This is a genomic window from Paenibacillus sp. IHBB 3054 (genome assembly GCF_051594305.1).
Lineage (GTDB): Bacteria > Bacillota > Bacilli > Paenibacillales > Paenibacillaceae > Paenibacillus_AQ.
Window position 1 is genome coordinate 66,607 of record NZ_JBOFBG010000025.1, and the last position, 23,694, is coordinate 90,300.

Annotated in this window: 16 protein-coding genes; 8 read left to right on the forward strand and 8 right to left on the reverse strand. The window is 50.7% G+C overall.

Annotated elements, in window-relative coordinates; translation table 11 throughout:
• Positions 1–128 precede the first annotated feature (128 nt).
• The 6 genes from ACQ76X_RS23425 to ACQ76X_RS23450 all read right to left on the reverse strand — a co-directional run bounded on the left by ACQ76X_RS23425 (position 129) and on the right by ACQ76X_RS23450 (position 7,950).
• Positions 129–1,445: a glycosyltransferase family 2 protein gene (locus tag ACQ76X_RS23425; protein ID WP_438496150.1), complete on the reverse strand. Its 1,317-nt coding sequence runs from the start codon at positions 1,443–1,445 to the stop codon at positions 129–131.
• A 424-nt stretch (positions 1,446–1,869) separates the two neighbouring features.
• Positions 1,870–3,405, reverse strand: coding sequence for a lipopolysaccharide biosynthesis protein (locus ACQ76X_RS23430; protein ID WP_076114265.1), 1,536 nt, complete (start codon positions 3,403–3,405; stop codon positions 1,870–1,872).
• Positions 3,395–4,537, reverse strand: a complete 1,143-nt coding sequence (locus tag ACQ76X_RS23435; RefSeq protein ID WP_438496151.1) for a polysaccharide pyruvyl transferase family protein — start codon at positions 4,535–4,537, stop codon at positions 3,395–3,397. Before ACQ76X_RS23435 ends, ACQ76X_RS23430 begins: the two co-directional genes overlap by 11 nt.
• Positions 4,534–5,589, reverse strand: coding sequence for a glycosyltransferase family 2 protein (locus tag ACQ76X_RS23440; RefSeq protein ID WP_438496152.1), 1,056 nt, complete (start codon positions 5,587–5,589; stop codon positions 4,534–4,536). Before ACQ76X_RS23440 ends, ACQ76X_RS23435 begins: the two co-directional genes overlap by 4 nt.
• A 30-nt stretch (positions 5,590–5,619) precedes the next feature.
• A complete protein-coding gene (locus ACQ76X_RS23445; RefSeq protein WP_038584833.1) occupies positions 5,620–6,525 on the reverse strand; it encodes a glycosyltransferase family A protein in 906 nt (301 codons plus the stop codon).
• Positions 6,526–7,074: 549 nt separating this feature from the next.
• Positions 7,075–7,950: an aldose 1-epimerase family protein gene (locus ACQ76X_RS23450; RefSeq protein WP_438496153.1), complete on the reverse strand. Its 876-nt coding sequence runs from the start codon at positions 7,948–7,950 to the stop codon at positions 7,075–7,077.
• Positions 7,951–8,165: 215 nt separating this feature from the next.
• On the opposite strand from ACQ76X_RS23450, the gene ACQ76X_RS23455 reads away from it, so the two are divergent.
• The 4 genes from ACQ76X_RS23455 to ACQ76X_RS23470 all read left to right on the forward strand — a co-directional run bounded on the left by ACQ76X_RS23455 (position 8,166) and on the right by ACQ76X_RS23470 (position 13,188).
• A complete protein-coding gene (locus ACQ76X_RS23455) occupies positions 8,166–9,392 on the forward strand; it encodes a Zn-dependent hydrolase (RefSeq protein WP_438496154.1) in 1,227 nt (408 codons plus the stop codon).
• Positions 9,393–9,707: 315 nt separating this feature from the next.
• Positions 9,708–10,841: an alanine dehydrogenase gene (gene ald / locus ACQ76X_RS23460; protein ID WP_438496155.1), complete on the forward strand. Its 1,134-nt coding sequence runs from the start codon at positions 9,708–9,710 to the stop codon at positions 10,839–10,841.
• Positions 10,842–11,087: 246 nt separating this feature from the next.
• Positions 11,088–12,356 carry a PucR family transcriptional regulator gene (locus ACQ76X_RS23465; RefSeq protein ID WP_438496156.1) on the forward strand — a complete coding sequence of 423 codons (1,269 nt, stop codon included), beginning with the start codon at positions 11,088–11,090 and terminating at the stop codon, positions 12,354–12,356.
• Between the two features lie 109 nt (positions 12,357–12,465).
• The gene (locus ACQ76X_RS23470; RefSeq protein WP_438496157.1) at positions 12,466–13,188 is read left to right on the forward strand and encodes a protein-glutamine gamma-glutamyltransferase; all 723 of its coding nucleotides are present in this window, start codon (positions 12,466–12,468) and stop codon (positions 13,186–13,188) included.
• A 5-nt stretch (positions 13,189–13,193) separates the two neighbouring features.
• Here ACQ76X_RS23470 and ACQ76X_RS23475 read toward each other — a convergent pair whose 3' ends face one another.
• Positions 13,194–14,819, reverse strand: coding sequence for a response regulator (locus ACQ76X_RS23475; RefSeq protein WP_438496158.1), 1,626 nt, complete (start codon positions 14,817–14,819; stop codon positions 13,194–13,196).
• The gene (locus tag ACQ76X_RS23480; RefSeq protein WP_438496159.1) at positions 14,794–16,647 is read right to left on the reverse strand and encodes a cache domain-containing sensor histidine kinase; all 1,854 of its coding nucleotides are present in this window, start codon (positions 16,645–16,647) and stop codon (positions 14,794–14,796) included. Before ACQ76X_RS23480 ends, ACQ76X_RS23475 begins: the two co-directional genes overlap by 26 nt.
• A 148-nt stretch (positions 16,648–16,795) precedes the next feature.
• Here ACQ76X_RS23480 and ACQ76X_RS23485 point away from each other — a divergent pair, with 148 nt between their 5' ends.
• The 4 genes from ACQ76X_RS23485 (at position 16,796) to ACQ76X_RS23500 (ending at position 23,645) form a co-directional block, all read left to right on the forward strand.
• Entirely contained in the window at positions 16,796–18,262 is a 1,467-nt protein-coding gene (locus ACQ76X_RS23485; RefSeq protein WP_438496160.1) for an ABC transporter substrate-binding protein, read from the forward strand.
• A gap of 401 nt (positions 18,263–18,663) precedes the next feature.
• Positions 18,664–21,519 carry a beta strand repeat-containing protein gene (locus ACQ76X_RS23490; RefSeq protein ID WP_438496161.1) on the forward strand — a complete coding sequence of 952 codons (2,856 nt, stop codon included), beginning with the start codon at positions 18,664–18,666 and terminating at the stop codon, positions 21,517–21,519.
• 222 nt (positions 21,520–21,741) lie between these two features.
• Entirely contained in the window at positions 21,742–22,728 is a 987-nt protein-coding gene (locus ACQ76X_RS23495; RefSeq protein WP_342480942.1) for an ABC transporter permease, read from the forward strand.
• A 23-nt stretch (positions 22,729–22,751) separates the two neighbouring features.
• Complete coding sequence (locus ACQ76X_RS23500; RefSeq protein WP_038584856.1) at positions 22,752–23,645, forward strand: carbohydrate ABC transporter permease; 894 nt, start codon at positions 22,752–22,754, stop codon at positions 23,643–23,645.
• The last annotated feature ends 49 nt before the right edge of the window (positions 23,646–23,694 follow it).

Here is a 23,694-nt window from a genome sequence, read left to right on the forward strand (position 1 = left end):
GATGAAGGAGGGTGCTGTTTTTTGTCTTGCAATAGTTTGCTTTTGTCATTATACAGGGTATTGGTTACACGAAAAAAAGACACCCTGTGAGGTGTCTGGTTACTACATTAGTATGGGCGCAGTCGAAGTTACCGGTTGAGCAGCGAGCGAACGAAGGATACCCGCAACAGCTGCTTTTTCATCAGCTTGGTGCGGAACTGGCGCTTCAGCTGGCTGTAAGCCTTTGGGGAATGGCTGCTGGCCCAGCTATACATGAACTTAAAGTCGGTATGACTTTTGGCCGAATTCATCAGGTAGTAAGAGATCGTGTCATACACATTGTGGTTGAACCACTCGTTCATTTCCTGCTTGTTGTAGCCGTAGCGTTCAATCGCCATATTGCGGATAAGCCGCTTCTCCTCCAGGTTCTCGATCAGGAACGACTGGCTGAGATGAAAGGTGATGTTATTGCCATGAATCCGGTACACCCCGGCCAAACAATCGATGAACCCGGCATCGCCGATCAGCAGGGCACGCAGGTAAATCGAGGCATCGTTGACCATGTTCATGTTCAGGATGTCCATGCTCATCAGCGCTTCGCGTTTGAAGACTGTGGTTAGTGTAGAGGCAGGTTTGGGATAACCCTTCTGCTCGAAATTCATGAAATAATCTTTTTTGCCGGTAATGCTGGCCAGCTGCAGGCTGGAGATCGTGAGCTTCCGGCTTTTGGAGTATTCCAGAAATACGTTTGCGGCCACAAATGATACCTCAGGATGCGTCAGGTGAAAATTCACAGCTCTGCTTAAATAACTGGAATCAATCAGATAGTCGTCATCATCGAGGAACAGAATATATTCACCGTCTCCATGAGCGGCAAAAGCCTTACGCCGGTTATTCCCCGGCCCGCTGTTGGTTTCATTCTGCATGAGGATGACACGCGGGTCACCGCCAAAATTCGTGTGCATCATCTCGCCCGTGCCATCGCTGGAACAGTCGTCAATGACGGTAATTTCTTTATGGGGATAATCCTGCCGCAGAATGCTCTGAATCGCCTGATGCAGGAAGTCTTTTCTATTATAAGTAGTGATAATGACGCTGACCTTCGGATAAACAGCAGGATCGGCGGATTCAGGCAGCAGGTTCTCTGTTTCCCCGGTTCCGCTGCTGAGTCTGGCAAGCTGCGTAAGCAGTCCCTCAATCGTATTCAATTCAATATGAAATTGGCGCAATAAATAGTACTCCAGCGCATCCTCAGCCGCTCTCCCCGCCAAATAAGCCTCGATCACTTCAGTCAAGGTTGCCAGATGTTCCTGGATCGCGGGTGCGCTTTCCTTGCTGCTAATCTCCCGACCCCGGCGTACAATGGCTTCGCGTGACAGCTCTTCGGCGGAGAAATGCTGAATATCGTCATGGAGCTGATGGAGTAATCGGTAGCCGGCCTGTTGCAATTCCTCGCTGTGATCCATATTCAGCCCTCCTCAAAGTTTTGTTAGCACTCTGCTTCATTGATGTACTTCGTGCAAAACTTGCTACGGAAGCATATGCTTATGTTTTGTCATAAATATCGAACCGGAAGATAATCCTGCAGCGCCGCCGCCGTCTGTATAAGTGTATTTAGTGCAACTATAGGGTGCTCACACAGGGACTTTTGAGTAATAACTGCATTTTGTGCAGTTAAAACTAGCGATGCGGTTCGTTTTACCCGAAGTCAGTCTATTTAAGTGTACGGAATACAACTACTTCTCTTTTCGCCCCAAAATACCCGATTTTAGTTGTATAAAGTGCAATTAAAGCGTGGCATTCAGTAAATTAGCGCTCATCTTACGCAACTCCCGCATCCTGCGCGCCCCCACACATCAAACATCACACATCTCATACATTCCACTCCGCTTAAGCCTGCCCAGCCGTAACTTTACGCTTCAGCTTGAGCTTCGTACGGAAGCCTTTGAGATAACCCCAAGTATAGAGGAATACCTCGCGTTCCATCAGCGATCCGACCAGGAAATAGATGGGCAGGATGATGATGCCGAGCAGCACAGCCCACAGAATCACGCCGGTGTATGAGGTGATGCTGAGGTCGAGCTTGGTGGTGACAAAAACGATGGCAGCGAAGACCGCAACATTGGTCAGCCATCTGCGGAAAGTGATCCATGGACTGCGCTCCAGCAATACCCGGCTGGCATACACGACAATATCAATGGAACGGTACAGCAGCGCGGCGATGGTGCCCATCAGCACGCCATAAATTCCGAAGAAGATGACGAAAATGATTGAAGCCCCCAGATTGATCGCCGACTCCATAATGGAGCGGAACTGGGTGTTTCTGAAATGTCCGGCAATCGTAATGATATTGTTGGAGGTGGTGCGGGCATTGGTCAACAATTTAATCACCACGAATAGAACCGGCAGCCAGGCATTAATATAGTTCACATCGTTGACGCCGGCCGTGTACAGTTTCATGAACGGCAGGATGATGATATAGACAACGGTCAGAATGGCAAAGATGAGACCCATGAAATAGACCTCGTAAGCATCATAGAACTTCACGAAAGCCTCTTTGCCCTCATGGTAGCTCTGGCCCAAGGCGGCCTTTATGCTTCCGTTGACCGTCTGAACGATGTTGTCGACAATGGTGAAGATCATGTTGTACATCACGTAGATGCTGACGATCTTCAGGTTCGTAAATATAGTCAGAATCAACACGTCTGTATTGCGGAAGATGAGATAGGAAATCTCATGCACCATAACCGAATTCTTCTGGCCAATGGCTGCAAAATCCGGCTTGTGGCTGAGGTCGATCCACTTATAATATTTCTTCGAATAGAAATAGAAAGCGACGATCTGCAGCAGGGTGAGCACGAAGAACGAAGCCTGCACGGCAATGATATTCACACCCTGCAGCAGCAGGATGATCCGCACGACATTGTTCAGAATATTTGCGATGGTGACGATGGACGTCTCCACATAGCTTTTGCCCTCGGCGATCAGCAAAATTCTGAATTTGCCCTGAAAGTAATAGTTGATGGCTCCGCCCAGACCCGAGAATAAAATAATCGCCATGATGCTCACTTTGTTGATCTCCGAGTGGATGACCAGCGGATAAATGACTGCAAGCAATACGACGGAGATAAAATAGTACATTCCCGTTTTTTTATAATAGCTGGAGGTTGCCGCGAGAATCGAATTGATATGACCCCGGTCATTGTTGGCTATCGGCTTATACAGAGCCTGCAGCGAAGCTGCACCGACCCCGGCTTCAAGCAGGGCGAAGTAACTGATGATCTGCACGATGGATGCAATGAGACCATTGGCTTCCGAGCCGTAGTTGACCATAATCAGTCTTGGAATGAAGAAGCCGAGAATAATTGTGATCACCTGGCTGGTAAGGCCAAAGCCGAGGTTCAGCAGGCTCCGTTTAGCTTTCATAGCTTCTTCTCCCTTCCATAAACGGTGCCGGTGACAGATAAGCGTCCAATTGTTCAAAATGCTTCTCTGCCTGATTTGCCTGCAACGTCACGTCAAGCCGGTTAGTGGCCATGCTGTCATACACCTCTTCCGGCGTAAGCTCGGCCAAATGGGCGAAATCGGTGTATTTTCCGGTAAAATAGGCATCCTGCATGACATTGACCATCTTGCTGCTGTAGGCCACCGGGAAGACAGGCTTGTCAAACACCCAGCCGAGAATCATCGCATGGAACCTGGAAGCGACAATACAGCTGGCACCTGCCAGCGCGGCGAGGATGTCATCTATGTTTGTTTTATAGAGGTGAACATGGGTCTGCTCCTGAAATTCTGCCGGAATCAGACCGAGAATTTGCCCAATGGCTTCCTGGTCGCCTTCATGCTGGCAAAATGACATGAAATGCACGGCATAACCCTGCTTGATGAAATAGATTGCAACATCTTTCATTTTTTCATAATAGAGGTTGTCAAAACCGCTTAAGTTCTTGGACGACGGCTTAATCACCGAAATCGCAATCGTTTGGCCCGCTGGAGGTTTTTGTCCGGATGAGGTTTTGTTTGCGTTATATTTCAGCTGGAAGATAATATCCGGAGCCATTCGGACATTGCCCAAATCCTTAAATAAATCATAGGAGTATTGCTCTCTGAAAGAGACGTCGGTATATTCCGGGAAAATCCGCCGGTGCACCTGGTAATACTCATCATCCGTAAAGGGACCAAAATTGGCGCCCATCAAATAATACGGCTTGCTCTTGTTGCGCATGGCTTCCGCGTTCGCCACATATTCCGCCCAGTGTTCTCCCTGCATAAAAATAGACCCGCCGATATGTACGGTTCCATCTGACTGATCACCCAGAAATCTCTGCAGAAAGTTGTTATGCAGCTTTAATTTTCTGAAGACATAATTAATTCCCCGGAACAGGACGGAGTCCGAAGCATAGACCTTGAGGTTCTTGATATCCTTGAATACCAGCTTATATAAACGGGGAGCAATGATCATAAACCGGGTATCCGGATACCTTTCGCAGAGTACCTTGATAAACAAATCATCGCCCAAATTGAATTCTGTATATGCGCTTACCATCATCTTCTTCATATCTTAATTTCCTTTCTGGTGATCATGGTTTTGAGCTTATGTTTGAACTGGAGCCAGCTTCTGTCCATGTGGATCAACCGCGCATATAAAGGCGGGGAAATTAAGAAGGCTTTGATTCTAAAAGCGAGCTGTCTGTCATCCCCGCTGTAGCGTTTCATAATGAGCAGCATCTCGTGGTTCAAATGAGGGTAGGTCTTCTCAATGTCATGAAGCAGGTCACGCATGCGGATTCCCGAAGTGCCGTTCAGGCAGGTCTTGAGATTGTAAAAGTAGTTCTCCGTCATCTCCCGGGTCAGGAGGAGCTCCGAGATGGTGCCGGCCTCATTGAAGGGATGGGCTTTGAAGTATTCATCCACCCGCTTGAAGGCATCGACGACATCGAATTTGTTCACATTATACGTGCCTGTAATGGATGACGTCCTTTGCACATAATAGGATAATACGTCGGGGATCGAGATCACCCGTGACGCTCTGGATAAGGCTTTATAGATAAATTCCTGATCCTCTCCGTTCACACAGCGCTCCGTGTAGCGGATGCCGTTCTTCAGGAGAAAGCTCCGCTTGAAGGCAATGCTTCCGGTCCAGATTCTCAGGCTTTTGTGTACAAAAATATTTTGCAGCGCCTCGCTTCCCGTAGTGTCGGACTGACCGGAAGTGAAGCTTACAATTGTCGACTGATCCTCCCGGACGAGGTTATAGCCCCAGCAGACCACATCCGGATCCGTGGTCCGCGTGGCGCCCTCGATACTCAGCACCAGGCTGCCGTCGGCGTAATCGTCTCCGTCCAGGAACAGCACATAATCTCCTGTAGCTGAAGCCAAACCGGTGTTTCTTGCGGCGCTCACTCCGGAATTGGGAGTGCGGATCAGCTTCGAGCGCAGATCAGGATGCTTCTCCAGGAAGTCGGCGGCCACCTCATACGTCCGGTCTATTGAGCCGTCATCGACCATAATCAGCTCGAACCTCTTTCCGCTCTGTTCCAGGAGTGAGAGCAGCAGAGGTGTTAAATAACGTTCTAAATTGTACATGGGCACTACAATACTCACACTCATGCGGCCACTCCCTTCCTGAGGTTTGATGGATTAACCGGCGGTTTGCCTGGAAAATATTTCTCTCAGCCCTTTTTTGTAGCCGCTGATGGCAGCTGTATTCTTCTTAGGCTGTTCCCGCAAAATCAGATAGAGCGTCGTCCAGACCAGGGCGAGATAACCGACAGGTCCCGAACGTTTATCCTTGAGCAAATGCACATGGTTCAGCACTCTCATATAAGCTACATTCTCAAGATTGTCTCTGGAGGCCGGGGACTCATGATGCAGGAGTTTAAGTTCGGGATTGATATAAAGGGGGCCGGAACCTTGCGCGATACGGGACATAAGAATGTCTTCACCGACGCTGTAGCTTTGGAGCCAGGGGACGGGTTTGAGGTCTTGAATGGCCTCTTTCTTGAAGGACATGTTGCAGCCGTGCTGGAACTCTGTCTTGAAGATCTTCCGTGCCTTATGCCAATTGTACATGGAGCCGGCCTGGCCGCTTAAGGAAAGCTTGCCGCTCGATAGAGATTGCTGGAAGGAGAGCAGACAGCGGATCGTGCCGAGGAAGCTGTTGCGCATCCCGATGGCGACCCCGCCGACACCTGCGCAGTTCGGATGGTCGAGGTAGGTTTGGATTAAAGTGGCCAGGTAATGATCGGGGATTTCGACGTCGTCATCAAGGAAGAGGATCTTGTCCATGGTAGACAGCTCCACCGCCTTGATTCGGGACAGCCATAATCCCCGTTCAGTTTTGCTGTGGTACAAAAGGGGGTAACCGCAACCGGCCAATAAGGCTTCGAACCCCTTGAGGGTTCCTTCGGGAATCTCTCCGTCATCAATGATAATGACCTCTATAGGATACGTCCGGCCTATGCTTTGTTTAGTTATAGAATGAATGCACCGTGTCAGGTCCTGTACCCGGTTCCTCGTGCAGATAGCCACTGACAATCCTTGCATATACTCCACTCCCTTATCCGATTCTCCCATCTATATTAATCATAATAATCTTGGGATTATAAGCTAACTTAAGCTTACTATTGGCAGAGAAAGGTTGTATATACTACTTTAGTTTACTTATTGACCACCATGGAGCAGTTTGTCGAAGGCGTAAAATGTCCTGACTAAATGGTTTGGGGACCTGGCGGAAGTTTCTCCGATATATTAGATTATAACTGGCATCCTCAACGGCTATGAAGGACGGGTACGTACCGTCCAACCGGTAGCCTGACACGCGCTGAAGCCGTAAAGGTTGTCAATCGTCTGTTCGGACGCGGACCGTTATACGGTGTCACCACACCAAGCTGGCCTGACGTATCAACGACACACTGGGCTTATACTGAAATTGAGGAAGCTTCCAATAACCACACGTTCACTGTGCGGATTGAAGGTGGAGAAACGCTTAGTCAATAAAATCATATAAGTACGAAGAAGGCCGTAGCCCATCAGTGGGCTAACGGCCTTCTTTTTTACTGAAAATACGGAAAGGTGTTATGAAGCATGCAGCTATTAATTAATTTCTATCGTCAGGGAGCTGGCGAAATGTTCTCCTGGCGGCAGGGTGACAATGCCTTCTTTTTCCGAAAGCTCGCCTTCGAAGACATCACTGTCTGCGAATCCCTGCCAAGGTTCGATGCAGACAAAAGGTGCATTCAGCGGCTGCCAGATGCCGAGATCCGGGAAGCCTTCGAAGGATACGGCAACGCTTTTTCCGGTAAGTCTGCTTTTCAGCGTGATCTGCCGGGAGGTTACATTCTGGAAAATGAGCGCGCCGTCCTTGAACATTTCATGGGATAATGGAAGGCTGCGCTCTTCCCTCAGCACAGGCTCCGATTTACGGCTGATCCGAAGTCCGGCGTCATTCAGGAACTCCCGGTCGAGGTTTTCGGTCTCGGAGAACTCGAGCGCATAGTCGCTGAAGCTTCCGTTCTCATCCAGCGGGCAGTTAAATGCAGGATGTGTGCCGAGCTGGAAGGAGATGTTCCCTCCATCAATGTTCTCCACCCGGTAATCCAGCTTAAGAGTGCTATCGTTCAGCGTGTATGTAATATACAGGTTGAACTGAAACGGATAGCTGGACAGGGTATGCTCGCTGCTGGTGAGAAGGAAGACCGCACGGGACTCGTCCGCTTCAACGACTCTAAATTCGCTGCGTCTGGCAAAGCCGTGATTGGCAAGCTTATACGCATGTCCACCAACCTTGATCTCTCCGTTCCGGACAGCCCCGATAATCGGGAACAGCACCGGAGAACGGCCTGTCCAATAGGCGGCATCGCCGCTCCATATATATTCAGTGCCTGTGTCTTTTCTGGTGAAGCTGACAAGCTCCGCTCCGAGGGTACTGATCTCAGCCTGTGCTGAGCCGCTGCGCAAAATGGTGTTCATAAGATTACTCCCCTTTCACAATGGTTGGCCAGCCCGTCTTCCTTGCTGACAGCTCATATTCTAACAGACTTCCTTAGCGGCGTTGTAACACATCGTGAACAATTCAGAAAAATAATTATTACAGTGTGTAAAATGACAATCTGACGCAATGGTATAACATATATAGAAAGCAATGAATCTGTATAAGTATGCGTTCAAAATGGAGGGATAGGCCCATGCAGCTTAAGCAAATATTCGTGAACGGTGAGAGATTGAAGGATACGATTGAGGCCTTTGCCGATTTTGGACGTACGGACAATAACGGAGTTACCCGGTTGTCGTTGTCGGAGCAGGATGTGAAGGTGCGGAATTACTTCGTTGCGTGTTGTGAAGAGCTGGGTATGTCGGTCAAAGTGGATGATATGGGCAACATGTACGCCACGCTCGCAGGAACGGAAGCAGGGCCGCCTGTGGTGATTGGCTCGCATCTGGACACGGTCAAGAAGGGCGGCCGCTTCGATGGTGTACTTGGCGTCATAGCTGGCCTGGAAGTAGTACGCACTCTGGTTGACCATGGCATCAAGCCCCGGCTACCGGTGACGGTGATGAATTTCACCAATGAGGAGGGTGCACGCTTCGAGCCTTCGATGATGGCCTCCGGCGTATTGTCCGGGAAGTTCGGCAAGGCGGAAATGCTGAAGAAAAAGGACCCGGCAGGGGTGACCTTCGGAGAGGCATTGGAAGCGAGCGGCTATGCAGGAGAGGCTGCGAACCGGATCAAGCAAGCTGCTGCATATCTGGAGCTGCATATCGAGCAGGGACCTGTGCTGGAGAGAGAAAATCTCGCCATTGGCCTGGTCGACTGTGTCGTAGGCATGGCCTGCTATGAGATTGAAGTGACGGGTGAATCGGATCACGCCGGAACTACGCCGATGGATATGCGCAAGGATGCCTTGTTTGCCGCCACCGACCTGATTGCGGAGCTGCGGAGCAAGCTGGGTGTGCTGGATTCGGAGCTGGTTTATACAATGGGCAGAATGAACGTGTTGCCTAATATTCATACGGTCATTCCTAATAAGGTGATTTTTACCGTCGAGGCTAGACATAAGGATATGGATATTGTTCGTGAGGTTGAGCATATTATAGGCGGCCTACCCGAAGGGCTGCTGGAGTGTTCGGTGTCCAAGACCAAGCTATGGGGACGCGATACCGTGTGGTTCGATCCGGAGATCTGCGCTTTGACTCAGCAGGCAGCATCGAGGCTGGGTTACAGCAGTAAAAAGATGGCCAGCGGAGCAGGGCATGACGCGCAGTTTGTGGCCGGATTTCTGCCATCGGCAATGATTTTTGTGCCCAGCGTGAACGGGAAAAGCCACTGTGAAGAAGAACTTACCTCCTATGAAGAATGCGAAAAAGGGGTAAATGTTGTACTGGAAACGGTACTGGCTGTATTATCTAAGTAACTCATGTTATTAAACATAACATTAAATTTGAATTTCTCTTAAATCCTTCCTATGACCGGCACGTTGCCCAACTTCTTAACAAAATAATTCAGTACGAAAGACACCTGGGCTGGTGTCTTTTTTTGTGACCGGGATTCACCGGTTTGCTATATACACCAATGCTTTGGTAAAATGATCAACGGGTGTCCATCACCTCCATTGTGTAAAAACACAATCATGGCAGATAAAGTTTTTATTTTTCACCAAATTGTCTTGAGAAATCACATGTTATAATTCTTTACATAAGAGAAACACATAAGACGGGAGCGATTAACGATGATTATTGGTGTACCCAAAGAGATTAAAAACAATGAGAACCGCGTAGCCATTACCCCTGCCGGAGTAGTCAGCCTGGTAGCCGAAGGACATAAAGTGCTGGTAGAAGCCGGAGCTGGAGCAGGCAGCGGATTTCTGAATGAAGAATATGCTTCCGCCGGAGCGGAGCTAATCACCGAAGCTTCTGCCGTATGGGCAGCCGCCGAAATGGTGATGAAGGTGAAAGAACCGCTGGAAAGCGAATATGGCTACTTCCGCCCGGGCCTCATCCTTTTCACTTATTTGCACCTTGCCCCGGAACCGTCCCTCGCCGCCGCATTGAAAGATAGAGGCGTCTTCGCCATCGGCTATGAAACAGTAGTCCATGAGCGTACCCTGCCGCTACTTACGCCAATGAGCGAAGTGGCCGGACGGATGTCCGTGCAGCTCGGGGCACAATTTCTGCAAAAGAACTACGGCGGACAAGGCATTCTGCTCTCTGGTGTTCCCGGCGTCAGCAGAGGCAAGGTCAGCATTATCGGCGGTGGGGTAGTCGGCACAAACGCAGCCAAAATGGCGATTGGCCTGGGCGCGGAAGTGACGATTGTTGACCTCAGCGCGGACAGACTCCGCCAGCTGGACGATATCTTCGGCGCACAGATTAATACGCTAATCTCCAACCCGTACAACATTGCCAAAGCGGTTGCTGAAGCGGATCTGCTGGTCGGCGCAGTGCTGATCCCGGGTGCGAAAGCTCCGAAGCTGGTCACTGAAGAAATGGTTAAGTCGATGAAGCCGGGCTCGGTCATTGTTGACGTGGCGATTGACCAAGGCGGTATCGTTGAAACCATCGACCGGGTCACCACACATGATAATCCGGTATTTGAGAAATATGGCGTACTGCACTATTCGGTAGCAAATATGCCGGGCGCTGTAGCCAAAACCTCAACGATTGCATTAACCAATGTTACAGTTCCTTATGCGCTGCAAATTGCCAATAAAGGGGTATTCCAGGCGATTGAGGACGATGCCGGCTTGAAGAGCGGTGTCAACGTGGCCAATGGAAAGATCACCTGCCAGGCCGTAGCGGAAGCTCTCGGGGAAGAGTACTTCACGGTAGAGAAAGCGTTAGAACAAAAGTTCACTCTGATCTAATTTATAGAACCGAAAAAAGAGCAGAAGGTTAATCTTAAGCAGTCCGGTGAAATTGCCGGGCTGTTTTTGTTGCCGGGTTTGGGTAGGAAATCGAAAATTTGAGGGGAGTTAGCGATACACTCATCATTTACTTCAGGACATGTTAGGTTTTCTTTCATCACCCTATAGTCAGCCGCTGCTCGGAGTACTATAATGTAATCACTCTATAGCGCAAGATTCGGCTATTCTTCAGGTTGGGGTGGGAATATGACAAATTCAGAGCCAATATTTGACCGTTTTTTTGACAGCATGGAATCCTTGGCGGATACCCTCAGCGAATCCCTTCAGTCCCAGGTAACGATTGAAGACAGCAACCACCATGTCATCGGCTACAGCTCCCATGAGTTTGAAAGCGACCCGGCCCGCATCTCCACCATTATCGGCAAACGTGTTCCGAACACAGTCATTATTGGCCTCCGAAAAAAAGGTGTGATGCATCAGCTGGAGAACGCCGCACATCCGATCCGTATTCCGGCGGTTATGGAGGTTGGGCTGGGGCCCCGGCTTGCCATGTGCATCAAACACCAGCAGGAAATCCTCGGCTATATCTGGGTTGTGGACCGGGGAAATCTGGCCTCAGGTCATGCGGAGAGCATTGTGGAGAAGGCCGCCGGCATCGCCGGGCGTTATCTGCTGAAGCAGCGCGGGTGGAAGATAAAGCAGGACAAGACACATGAAGATTTCTTCTGGAAGCTGCTGACCTCGCACTATGAAAATGAGCCGCGCATCCGTCAGGAAGCGGAGAGCGGGTCGATCCTGTTACCGGAAAGCTACTATATCGGTGTGCTGGAGAGCAACCGGGTGATCGACGAGCGTTTTCTGCTGAGGTTTCGCCAGATGATGGACACCTATGCCGGGCAGCGCCTGCTGTTTTTGACGGCGGAGCAGAACCGGCTGATTATTTTGTTTTCGTTTCTTTTTCCGGTAGAAGGGACAGAGAGGCTGGCTTCATTCGTGCACAAGCTGATCCGCGATATGGGCAAAAGTGAAAGCTGTACGCTAGCGGCAGGCTGCAGCCCGGGATACCGGGAATATACCTCGGCAGCTGTCGCCTACCGGGAGGCCCTGTCCATTCTGGAGCTTAAAAAGCTGCTGCCCTATCATGCCCGCGAGCTGCTGCTGTATGAGGAAGTCGGCTTCTGGGCGTATATTCCGGCCATTATGGAGCAGAAACGCAGCATGACCCGCCGAAGCGCACTGCTGTATCCGCTGAAGGAGCATGACCGTGAACACAAAAGCGATTTACTGAAAACGATCGCCGTCTACTTGTCGTTGAACGGCAATCTGAAGGCGTCCGCCGCATTTCTGCATATCCATACCAACACATTAATGTACCGGCTGAACCGGATCGCCGAGATTACGGGCAAAAGCCTCAAAGAGACCGACTACCGGACCTCCATCTATTTGGACATCCTGACCGAAGAGACCGCACGGGTGAACCGCTGGTTTCTGGAGGAAGCCGGCAGCTCCGAATAAAGTGCCTGAAGTTTATCTCGATAAATTTCAGCTCCCCCGCACCAACCGAAGTCCCGACACGTACAATAACCTATATTTTGTGAACTTAAGATGAAAGGGGCAGTGCAGAATGGGGATTGGATATGGACCCGGAGATCCGTCGTTTGAACGGAGCATGCGGGCGGGAATTATCGCGGCGGCGGAATCCATGAATGCCGGCGGAACTGACTTTTCCAACTTTAAGAACTCCCGCTGCAATCCAAGGTATTGGACCCGTACGGACAACGGCGGATTTCAGTTGAAGGAAGGTGTCGCACCCTCGGCGGCAATCAATGATATTTTTGAGAACGGATCTCTCTATGCATTCGAATGCGCGATGGCTATGGTGATGATTCTTTATAAAGCGACGATCGGGGCGATCGGGGACGCCGCCTTTGACCGGCATTTCGGAGACATCTTCCTGTGGGACTGGAATTATGACAGCAATCTGCAGATGATTACTACCTTCGAGAAGTCTGATATGCTGCCAGGAGATGTGGTCTATTTCAAGAATCCCGACCATAACCCGGATAAGCCGGAATGGCAGGGGGAGAATGCGATCATGCTTGGGGATGACCGCTACTATGGGCATGGGCTGGGCATCAAAAGCTCGGCGCAAATGATTGCCGCACTCAACCGGCACAGAGTGCCGGGAAGCCGGATTTCTGCTTATTTTACCGACGAGGCGCTGCATCCCAACTTTGCCTATATTAGTGGATTAGCGATGAGGGCGGCTGTCCCTACGCCGGAGAACAAGGGTGCCAGAAACACCATTTTCTCCAGGATAGGTGTGAAATCCTATATTTATAAATAGCAGGCTTACGGCGTCTCTTCCTGGTCGGACCGGTATTTGAGCGGGTGGACGCCCACGGTTTTCTTGAACACGGTGCTGAAATAATGGGGGTTCTCATAGCCCACCCTTTCGGAAATTTCCATCACTTTCAGATCTGTAGTCTGCAGCAGCTCTTTGGCTTTGCCCATGCGGATTTTGGTGATATAGTCCGTGATCGTTTCACCAGTTTCTTTTTTGAAGATCAGGCTGATATAGTTGGGGGTCAGAAAGACCTCCTCTGCAATCCTGGAGATGGACAGCTCCTGGGCATACCCTTCCTGCACGATACTCCTGATTTTGTTGATGGCTCTGCTGTTCTTTGAGGTGTTTTTGCCTGCCACATACGCGCTTAAATCATGAAAAAGAGAGAGTATGTAGCTTTTGAGTCCGGAAATATTTTTCTGGATATAGAGTGTATCCATGATGGTAATCCGGTCATTCAGCACCCGTTCGATTTCCTCATCAATTTCATACAGGGCTCTTGCAGAAGTGAAGATGATCTCCGCACAGATGCTCTGTACATAACCGATTTGCAGCTTGGGCCCTTCAAGCATGGTGAACAGGGCTTCCAGCAGCTCCATTACTTTGTCCGTATGGCCTGCCTTGAGCTCATTCATCAGCTGGGCATGGAATTTATAAAAAAAAGTGCTCTGCAGCGTTTCCGTATCCGGCTGAATATCCTTGATATGGAGAATGGAAGCATGGCCGGTATAAAATTTGTAAGCCAGCGCGGCCAGCGCATCCTTATAGGAGTTCTCGATTTGTCCGGCGAGCATACAGGTTCTGCCGATGCCAATCGAGGCGTCAAGACGCAGATACTCTTTGATACTGGCGATAATCTGCTCGCAAAGGCTTGAGATGGAGTCTGATGCAGGCTCCTCCCCCGGACAAAAGATCATAATAAACTCATTTTCGCTGGCTACAAAGCCGATTCCGCAGGGGTGGCTGTTCAGACACTCGCTCATAATATTCTGGATGGAGAAATAGAGCAGCTGCTTATACTCCTCCGTGAATTTGTCTACTGCCGCCCCGTAATCGTCAAGCTGAAATACGCCTACCGTCAGTGGGTCATTTCGTTTAAAAGGAAGGGCGAAATAGTCGATCTTCTCCCAAATCTCCCCTTCATTGCGGTATAGTCCGGCGATCAGGTTCTGCAGGAATTTCTCGCGGATCAGCGGCATATTGTCGTGCAGCTGCTTCTTCAACTGATTCAAATTCAGCTGGTTATCTCTTTCGTGGTGAATCCGGGCAATGACTTTATGAAAGATGTCTTTGACTTCACCCAGTTTAACCGGCTTTAGAATATAGCCTTCGGCATTAACCTTCATCGCACTTTGGGCATAGGAGAAATCCTGCGCGCCGCTGATGATGATGATTTTGGTTGGACAACCGGCGGCCTTCAGCTTCTCGGCGACCTGAAGGCCGTTCAGAAAGGGCATCATAATATCGGTGAACAGAATATCCGGTGTATGCTTTATACATAATTCATAGGCCTCCTCGCCGTCTGCCGCCTCACCGATGACCTCAAGGCCGAACTCCTCCTGCCACTTGAACCCGTGGATCAGACTACGGCGGATAAACGGCTCATCATCCGCTATGATCATCGTCAACATCTTCAATCACCTCATCCCAAGTAGTAACGACCGGAAACCGGATCATAGCCAGTAGGCCTGCCTGATCTTCGGTGTTGGCATAATAACGGATGCCGTAGGACTCGCCAAAAAACTGCTGGATTCTCATATGCACATTGCGGATGCCATAAGACTGGTTACCTTGCTGATCGGTAAGCAGCTGGTTCAGCCTCTCCGGGTCTGCCCCTACCCCGTCGTCAAAAACCGATATGCAAAGGACATCATAAGAAGAGGTCACCCTTATGCGGATTGTACCTTTCCCCCGCCGCTGCTGGATCCCGTGAATAATCGCATTTTCCACGAGCGGCTGGATACTCAGCTTCACTACGAGGCATTCCTCCAGCAGCCGGGGGTCGGCTTCCTCCAGCTCATAGGCGAGCTTATCCTGAAAGCGGAATTGCTGGATTTCCAGATAGCTCTCCACCTGCTTCAGTTCATCCCGCAGCGGGATGATGTTCCTCCCCTTGCTGAGGCTGTACCTGAAGAAGTCGGATAAGGAGGTCACCATATGGCTGATCTCGGGGACATCATGATTGATGGCCAGCCAGTTGATCGAATCCAGGGTGTTATAGAGAAAATGGGGATTGATCTGGGCCTGCAATGTTTTTAGTTCGGCTTCTTTCTTGCGCAGCTCAGTGACATAGAGCTTGTCGATCAGTGCTTTGATCTGCTGCAGCAGCTTGTTATAACGGTTGAACAGATAGGAAAATTCGTCCTTGCGCCGGTAGCGGATAATGATGTTGAAATTCCCGCTTTCGGCATGTGACATCGACTGGATGAATTTGCGTATAGGAGCAGAGATGTTCTCCGACAGCAGCAGGGCCATCATGAGGGATACCAGCATGCATATGCCGATAACGACATACATCACCCGCCGGAACGAGGCTAATTCTCCATTCAGTTCGCTTATGGGCGAGATGGAAAGAATGGTCCAGCCGGTGGCTTTTATTTTTTTGTAGCTCACGAGCATATTTTCGCCCTGTATCACATGATGGAAGGAATGAAAGATGCCGGGGTCTGCGGGTTCGGCAGCCATTTTGCCGTAATAATCCTGTGTGCTGATGTTCTGCCCGATCAGGGTCTCCTCGGGGCTGATGGCAATGGTTCCAGTCTGGTCTGCAATATAAATCCTGCTGCCCGTCGTTGGCTTATAGTGCTCCAGCAGCGTACCGAATTCCGTCACGGGAATATCGATGGTGAGCAGCCCGACATAAGGCAGCTGGGCATGCCGTATGCCAAACAGACGCTTGGCGAATTTAAGCGTAAACCGGGAGTCCAGCGAGCTTAGACCGACGACGGTGAAATCGGATCTGGCCGGTATGCCGAGATACCATGGCTTCAGTGAGATCTGGTCGATATTAAAGACCCGTCTGGAGAAGTTGTATTGGGTATATTCCGGGCGGTTCAGCATATACAGCATAGGGACAAAGCTGCTTCCCGGGGTCCCGTTTGCAGGGAAGTTCTCCAGCATTTTGTTCAGGGCAGCCAACTCATTGATAATGCCGGTGCTGTCGGTAGGCCGGTTGGAAGAGATCAAATCTGCGAATTCGGTATTGAGGTAAAGGGAGACCATGGAATTGTTGGCGCTCTCGAAGCGCTGTGCCAGATTATCCTGTACAAGATTAAGATTGTTCTCAATTGATGTATTGACATTACGGGTGATGATATCCGTCGATTTATTGTAAACGGTAATGGAGATGATCGTGGTCGGGAGAAGGACAAGGAAGAGAAAGTAGAGGATGAGCCGGCTGCGGATGCTGAAATTGTACAGGAAGAGGGTTTTGGAAAGAGTATCAAATAGTTTTTTCATTTGAATCCTCCTCTGGCCCTGTGAATATTCTTCGCTTGCCATTTAACGGATATTATTGGAATATATTAAATACTGAACGAGTTTAACCCAATAGTTGGTATCCATTGTAAAACGCGATAAGTCTTGATGTCAACGCAGGAGGTGCACGGTGAAACGAATCCTCTTCCTTGGAATTGCCTTGGTCCTTTGCGGGCTTGTGGCCTATGCCATCGCTTATGACCGTCCGCTGCTGGTTGATTTCGCTTCCGAGCCTGCGCCTGAGGCAGTCCCGGTTACCCAGATCAGAATTGCACTATATGACTGGACGGAGAACCTGGAAGTGAAGAATGCGATCCATCAATACAATAAGAGTAATCCGGACCATATTGAGATTATAATCATGAATCTTTCAACGGATGTCTATGGGGATACACTGAACATGCTGATGACATCAGGTCAAGGGCCGGATGTGTTCAGCGTCGATAATGGCTGGCTGGCAACGTATGTGGAGAAGGGGTATCTGGCCGAATTATCTTCTTTTCTGAATCCCGGCGATTTAGACAGGTTCCCGGTTTGGGCGAGAGACTTTGCGGACAGTTCGCTGTATAAGGGCGGTATTTATTTTATGCCCTCCAGTATTGAGACGGTACGGTTGATTTACAATAAGCAGCTGTTCCGCAATGCCGGTCTTGATCCGGAGCAGCCACCCGTTACGTTTGCGGATATGGAGCGGTTCGCCGGGAAGATCAGCCAGGCCGGGGTCGGTGTAAATAAATACGGATTTGGCCTCCCGGCGGGAGACAGCCAGTATAGTCTGCAGACGGGACTTGAGATGTCGAGTACCTACAGCGGGACTTATCTTTATAATTACCGCACCGGCCGCTATGATCTGAGCGGTTATGCCCCATGGCTGCAGATGCTGCTGGATATGAAGGCACAGGGCAGCCTGTATCCGGGAGAAACCCTGCTGAAGCGCAACAGCGCCTTGCGGCAGTTCGCCGATGGCAATATCGGGATGATGTATGTAACGAGCAAAGATTATGTGAAATTGCAGGAATATATGCCAAAAGATGACTGGGCAGTGGCTTTGCCGCCGGTAACATCAGCAGCCCAAAAGGGGGCCGGAGCTTTGATGATGATTCCACATTCTCCGCTCGTTGTGAACAGTGCCGCTTCTAACCGTGAGGCGGCGGTGAAGGTCTGGGGATTTTTGCAATCGAAGGAGTTTTTGACGATTTTGTTCAAGCAGGCACTGGCGCTGCCGGTGGTTGACGGCATTCTGGAGCTCCCCAACATGGCTCCGGGGCTGGGGCATTTCTCGGAATTTTATCCTACCGCAGAAGATTCAATATATCCGCTCTCCCCGCAAATCATGGACCAATATGATCCCAATACGGTTTCGATCGAGCCGCGCGACTCGGGCGACCGTCCGCGGATGCAGTTGTACCTGCAGATCCTCTCCGGGGAGAAGGATCTGAAAGAGGCGCTGCGCAGCGAGACGCAGCGGCTGAACCGGATGCTGGATATCGCGGCTACCGGGTATTCTTTTAAGCATGAGGAGTATATTTATCCCCAGTTCAACCCTAAAGATCCGCTGAAGGGTAACAGTCTGGAGAATCTGTTAAGTGAGGATTAGGATGGATAGAGTAAGCTGCTGACGGGAGGACGCAGCAGGCCGGGATGTATGTGAACTGAAAATGTGCTGTATTGCGATAAGAGACTGTGCTGAAGCCGAATGGGGCTGCGGAACAGTCTCTTTGTGGTTTCAACCGGCAGCGCCGGAAGTCCTTGTGGGCGGCTTTGGACGGACACCTGTTTCGGCGGAATGCCAAGCCCTGTTTATGAAGAGTGCAGCTTACGTCTACACCGTCAGGAGAGAGCCGGAATATTAGTATATAAATCACTCAGTATGCGCTGGATTGAATAGTCCAAGCCATAAAATTATTGGGCTGCGAGACCGGCGCATGTCTGGGAGAAGGGGGAAACAGCAGCAGGTAGTCAGGGTGGGAAACTTATTTTAAAAGGAGTGGTAGAGTAATGGTTTTATTGTCAACAGGACCGATAGAAAATAACTTGGTTGGCGGTGTGAGACCGACTCAGCGGCTTACCGTCAGAATTGATAACCGCAGCGATGTCCAGGCTTCCACAGTGTCTGTTCAAGGTTATTACATGCTTGGCGGAGTGCGGAATCTGTATGTTAGCGAATCTATCAACGTTGCTGCAAACCAAGTGATAACTACTAGCTACTATGCTGATTTGGATGCTTTTGAATTCATTTTCATTACCCCAAGTGAAAACCCGGCGGATGATCCGATCCAGGTTTCGTTGTGGGGGAAAAACAGTGCCGGCCAATTAGTAACCGCGCACCGGCTGGTATTCGCTGAGCTGTCAGGAGGATTTGCAGGTATAACCGGAGCGACCGGACCTGCCGGTGCGACAGGAGCTACTGGTGCCCCTGGTGCAACAGGAGCAACGGGCGCTGGCGATACCGGGGCGACTGGAGCAACGGGTGCGACAGGACTACCAGGAGCAACCGGAGCTACCGGTCTAACGGGAGCAACGGGTGCTGGCGAGACTGGGGCGGCTGGAGCAACGGGTGCGACAGGACTACCAGGAGCAACTGGAGCTACCGGTCTAACGGGAGCAACGGGTGCGGGTGAGACTGGAGCGACTGGTGCAACGGGTGAGGCTGGAGCTACTGGCGTAACAGGACCGACAGGGGTAACTGGTGCCACAGGTGCTGGTGAGACCGGGGCGACTGGAGCAACGGGAGCGACAGGACTACCAGGAGCAACCGGAGCTACCGGCGCAACGGGAGCCACGGGCGCGGGTGAGACTGGAGCGACTGGTGCAACGGGTGAGGCTGGAGCTACTGGCGTAACAGGACCGACAGGGGTAACTGGTGCCACAGGTGCTGGTGAGACCGGGGCGACTGGAGCAACGGGAGCAACCGGAGTAACAGGAGCAACTGGTGAGGCTGGAGCTACTGGGGTAACGGGAGCTGCCGGAGTTACAGGAGCAACGGGAGAGGCTGGAGCTGCTGGGGTAACGGGAGCTACCGGAGTTACAGGAGCAACTGGTGAGGCTGGAGCTACTGGGGTAACGGGAGCTACTGGAGTAACAGGAGCAACTGGTGAGGCTGGAGCTACTGGGGTAACGGGAGCTACTGGAGTTACAGGAGCAACTGGTGAGGCTGGAGCTACTGGGGTAACGGGAGCTACTGGAGTTACAGGAGCAACTGGTGAAGCTGGAGCTACTGGAGTAACGGGAGCAACCGGAGTAACAGGAGCAACGGGTGAAGCTGGAGCTACTGGAGTAACGGGAGCTACCGGAGTAACAGGAGCAACGGGTGAAGCTGGAGCTACCGGAGTAACAGGAGCAACTGGTGAGGCTGGAGCTACTGGGGTAACGGGAGCTACCGGAGTTACAGGAGCAACGGGAGAGGCTGGAGCTGCTGGGGTAACGGGAGCTACCGGAGTTACAGGAGCAACTGGTGAGGCTGGAGCTGCTGGGGTAACGGGAGCTACCGGAGTTACAGGAGCAACTGGTGAGGCTGGAGCTACTGGGGTAACGGGAGCTACTGGAGTAACAGGAGCAACTGGTGAGGCTGGAGCTACTGGGGTAACGGGAGCTACTGGAGTTACAGGAGCAACTGGTGAGGCTGGAGCTACTGGGGTAACGGGAGCTACTGGAGTTACAGGAGCAACTGGTGAAGCTGGAGCTACTGGAGTAACGGGAGCAACCGGAGTAACAGGAGCAACGGGTGAAGCTGGAGCTACCGGAGTAACGGGAGCAACCGGAGTAACAGGAGCAACTGGTGAGGCTGGAGCTGCTGGGGTAACGGGAGCAACCGGAGTCACAGGAGCAACTGGTGAAGCTGGAGCTGCTGGGGTAACGGGAGCAACTGGAGTCACAGGAGCAACTGGTGAAGCTGGAGCTACTGGAGTAACGGGAGCTACCGGAGTAACGGGAGCTACCGGAGTTACAGGAGCAACTGGTGAGGCTGGAGCTGCTGGGGTAACGGGAGCAACCGGAGTCACAGGAGCAACGGGTGAGGCTGGAGCTACTGGAGTAACGGGAGCTACCGGAGTTACAGGAGCAACTGGTGAGGCTGGAGCAACCGGAGCAACGGGAGCAACCGGAGTCACAGGAGCAACGGGTGAGGCTGGAGCTACTGGAGTAACGGGGGCGACCGGAGTCACAGGATCAACGGGAGCAACTGGAGCAACCGGAGTAACAGGAGCAACTGGAGTCACAGGTGAGTCTGGAGCGACAGGGGTAACGGGAGCAACTGGAGCAACTGGAGCAACTGGGGTAACGGGAGCCACTGGAGTAACCGGAGCGACAGGAGCAACTGGGGTCACAGGGGAGACCGGAGCCACAGGTGTAACAGGAGCAACGGGAGCGGGTGTTGCAACTGAAGGCTTCTCGGCGTTTCTGTCAGCACTTTCAGTTACGACAAGTACCCAGCTCACAGGCTGGACTGTGGCGTCGCCATATTATGATAGTCCAACGTTCAATGAAACTACAGGGAACTACACCGTACCGGCAACAGGCAGATATTCCATTGAAGCGACTGTCAATTATTCTACAACTGCCGCGATTTCGGTAGCTTTGGGCGCAGGAGTCGATCCGGCCTTTGTGGTACGGAGAACCACACCTGTAGCAACAGATTTGGTAAGCGGGTTATTTCCGCTGCTGAATGTAAACATTGCACTTGTGTTGTCGCTCCGCACGATATTAGGTAACGGTACAGTAACCTTGGCAGGAGAATTCGAGTTGACGGCAGGCGATGTGATCGGCCTGTTCTATGAATCCGATGGGTTGACAGTTCCTTTGGATCTGGGCAGCACATCTTCAGGTATTGTGTGGTCTGTTCACAGACTCACTTAAGAATATCTATTTTGCAGTATTCACAAAAGAGTGGCCCACAGCAGGATTGTGGGCTGCTTTTTTTTGCACGCGTGTTTTTTTCAAGCCCTCTCTTTTTCTACACAAAAGACTGTAGGATTTCGAACTTTTATTATAGATCACCTTATTTAGAAGCCGCCGCTCTCCGGATAAACTTAAGTCATGGAAGAGAGAGACTGCTTAAGGAATCAGGAGGCGGAAGTGATGATTACTCATGAGAAGAGGAGCGCGATCAACACTGGACAAAGCTCACCGGTCCGGCCGGGAGCCAAAAAAGGGTCCATATTTAAGCATTTGCTGAAACATAAGGTGCTGCTGCTGATGCTGCTGCCCGGTTTGATTTTTCTGCTCATCAACAATTATTTGCCGATGTTCGGAATCATCATTGCATTCAAAAATATCAACTATGTTGATGGGATCCTGAGAAGCCCGTGGGTGGGGATGGATAATTTCAAATTTCTGTTCGCGACCTCGGACGCATGGATTATTACCCGAAACACGGTGCTGTACAATTTCGTGTTTATTATTCTCAATCTGGTCATTGCGGTTTCGATTGCGATTGCCCTGAACGAGCTGAGAAATAAGCTGGCCGCGAAATTTTATCAGAGTATAATGTTTTTTCCTTATTTTTTATCTATGGTCGTTGTAAGTTATCTGGTGTTCGCCTTTCTGAATGTTGAATACGGTTTCATTAATAAAGGTGTCTTGTCCCTGTTTGGATTGAATGAAATCAACTGGTATTCGGAGCCGAAATACTGGCCGTTTATTCTGCCATTGATTAACCTCTGGAAGGGTGTGGGCTACGGCTGTGTCATTTATCTTGCGGCCATCATCGGCATTGATTCCGAATACTATGAGGCGGCTCTGATCGATGGCGCCAGCAAGTGGAAGCAGATTCTTCATATCACAATTCCGCTCATCCGGCCGGTCATTATCATCACGACCATCCTGGCGATCGGCGGCATCTTCCGCTCTGACTTCGGGCTGTTCTACCAGACCACGCTAAACTCCGGGGCGCTGTATCCGACAACGCTGGTCATTGATACCTATGTATACAACGCGCTTATCAATATGGGCAATCTGGGCATGTCCGCAGCGGCAGGCTTATACCAATCGGTGGTCGGCTTCTTCCTGGTCCTGGGCTCGAACTGGATCGTGCGCAAGGTCGACAAAGACCAGGCCGTTTTCTAAATTTGTGAGAGGAGGGAGAAGCTGTGACCAATAACGAAATATCCAAAGTAACGAATATGATACTCCATATTATTTTTATCATCCTGACGATAGCCTGTCTCTTGCCGATTGTGCTGGTCTTTATGATCTCGATTACCGACTATGATTATATTGTGCTCAACGGTTATCAATTTTTCCCGGAGAAGCTTAGTCTGGAGGCTTATGCCTATATCTTTAAGGATTACACCATCATTGCAAAAGCCTACGGCGTATCCATCTTTGTGACGGTAGTCGGTACACTGCTCAGCGTATTTATCTCTTCACTCTATGCGTACCCGATCTCACGGACGGATTTCAAATATCGCGGCTTCTTCGCCTTTCTGATCTTCTTCACGATGCTGTTTGGCGGGGGGCTGGTGCCGTGGTACATGGTGTACACCCAGGTACTGGATCTGAAAAACTCCATATGGTCCTTGATCATCCCGATGCTGCTGTCTCCTTTTAACGTGCTGATTATGAAAACCTACTTCCAGATGTCTGTGCCGCCTGCGCTGATTGAAGCCTCCAAAATTGACGGTGCCGGGGAACTAAGAACCTTCTTTCGGATTGTGTTCCCGCTATCCCTGCCGGTCTTTGCCACCATTGGATTGTTCAACACCCTGCATTACTGGAATGACTGGTTTAACAGCATGATTTTTATTACCGACACCAAGCTCTATTCCCTGCAATACCTGATGTATAAAATGATCTCGCAGGCGGATTATCTGAGCCGCAACAGCGCCTTGATTCAAGGCTCGGCCACAGAACTGGCCAAATTGCCGGGAGAAACCATCCGCATGGCGATGGCGCTGATCGGAATCGGTCCGATTGTGCTGGCGTATCCGTTTTTCCAGCGCTATTTCATCAAGGGCTTAACGCTCGGGTCCATTAAAGGCTAACCTCGGAATCCACCGATTTAGCATATATTTTCAAGTCAAAGGGAGGAAA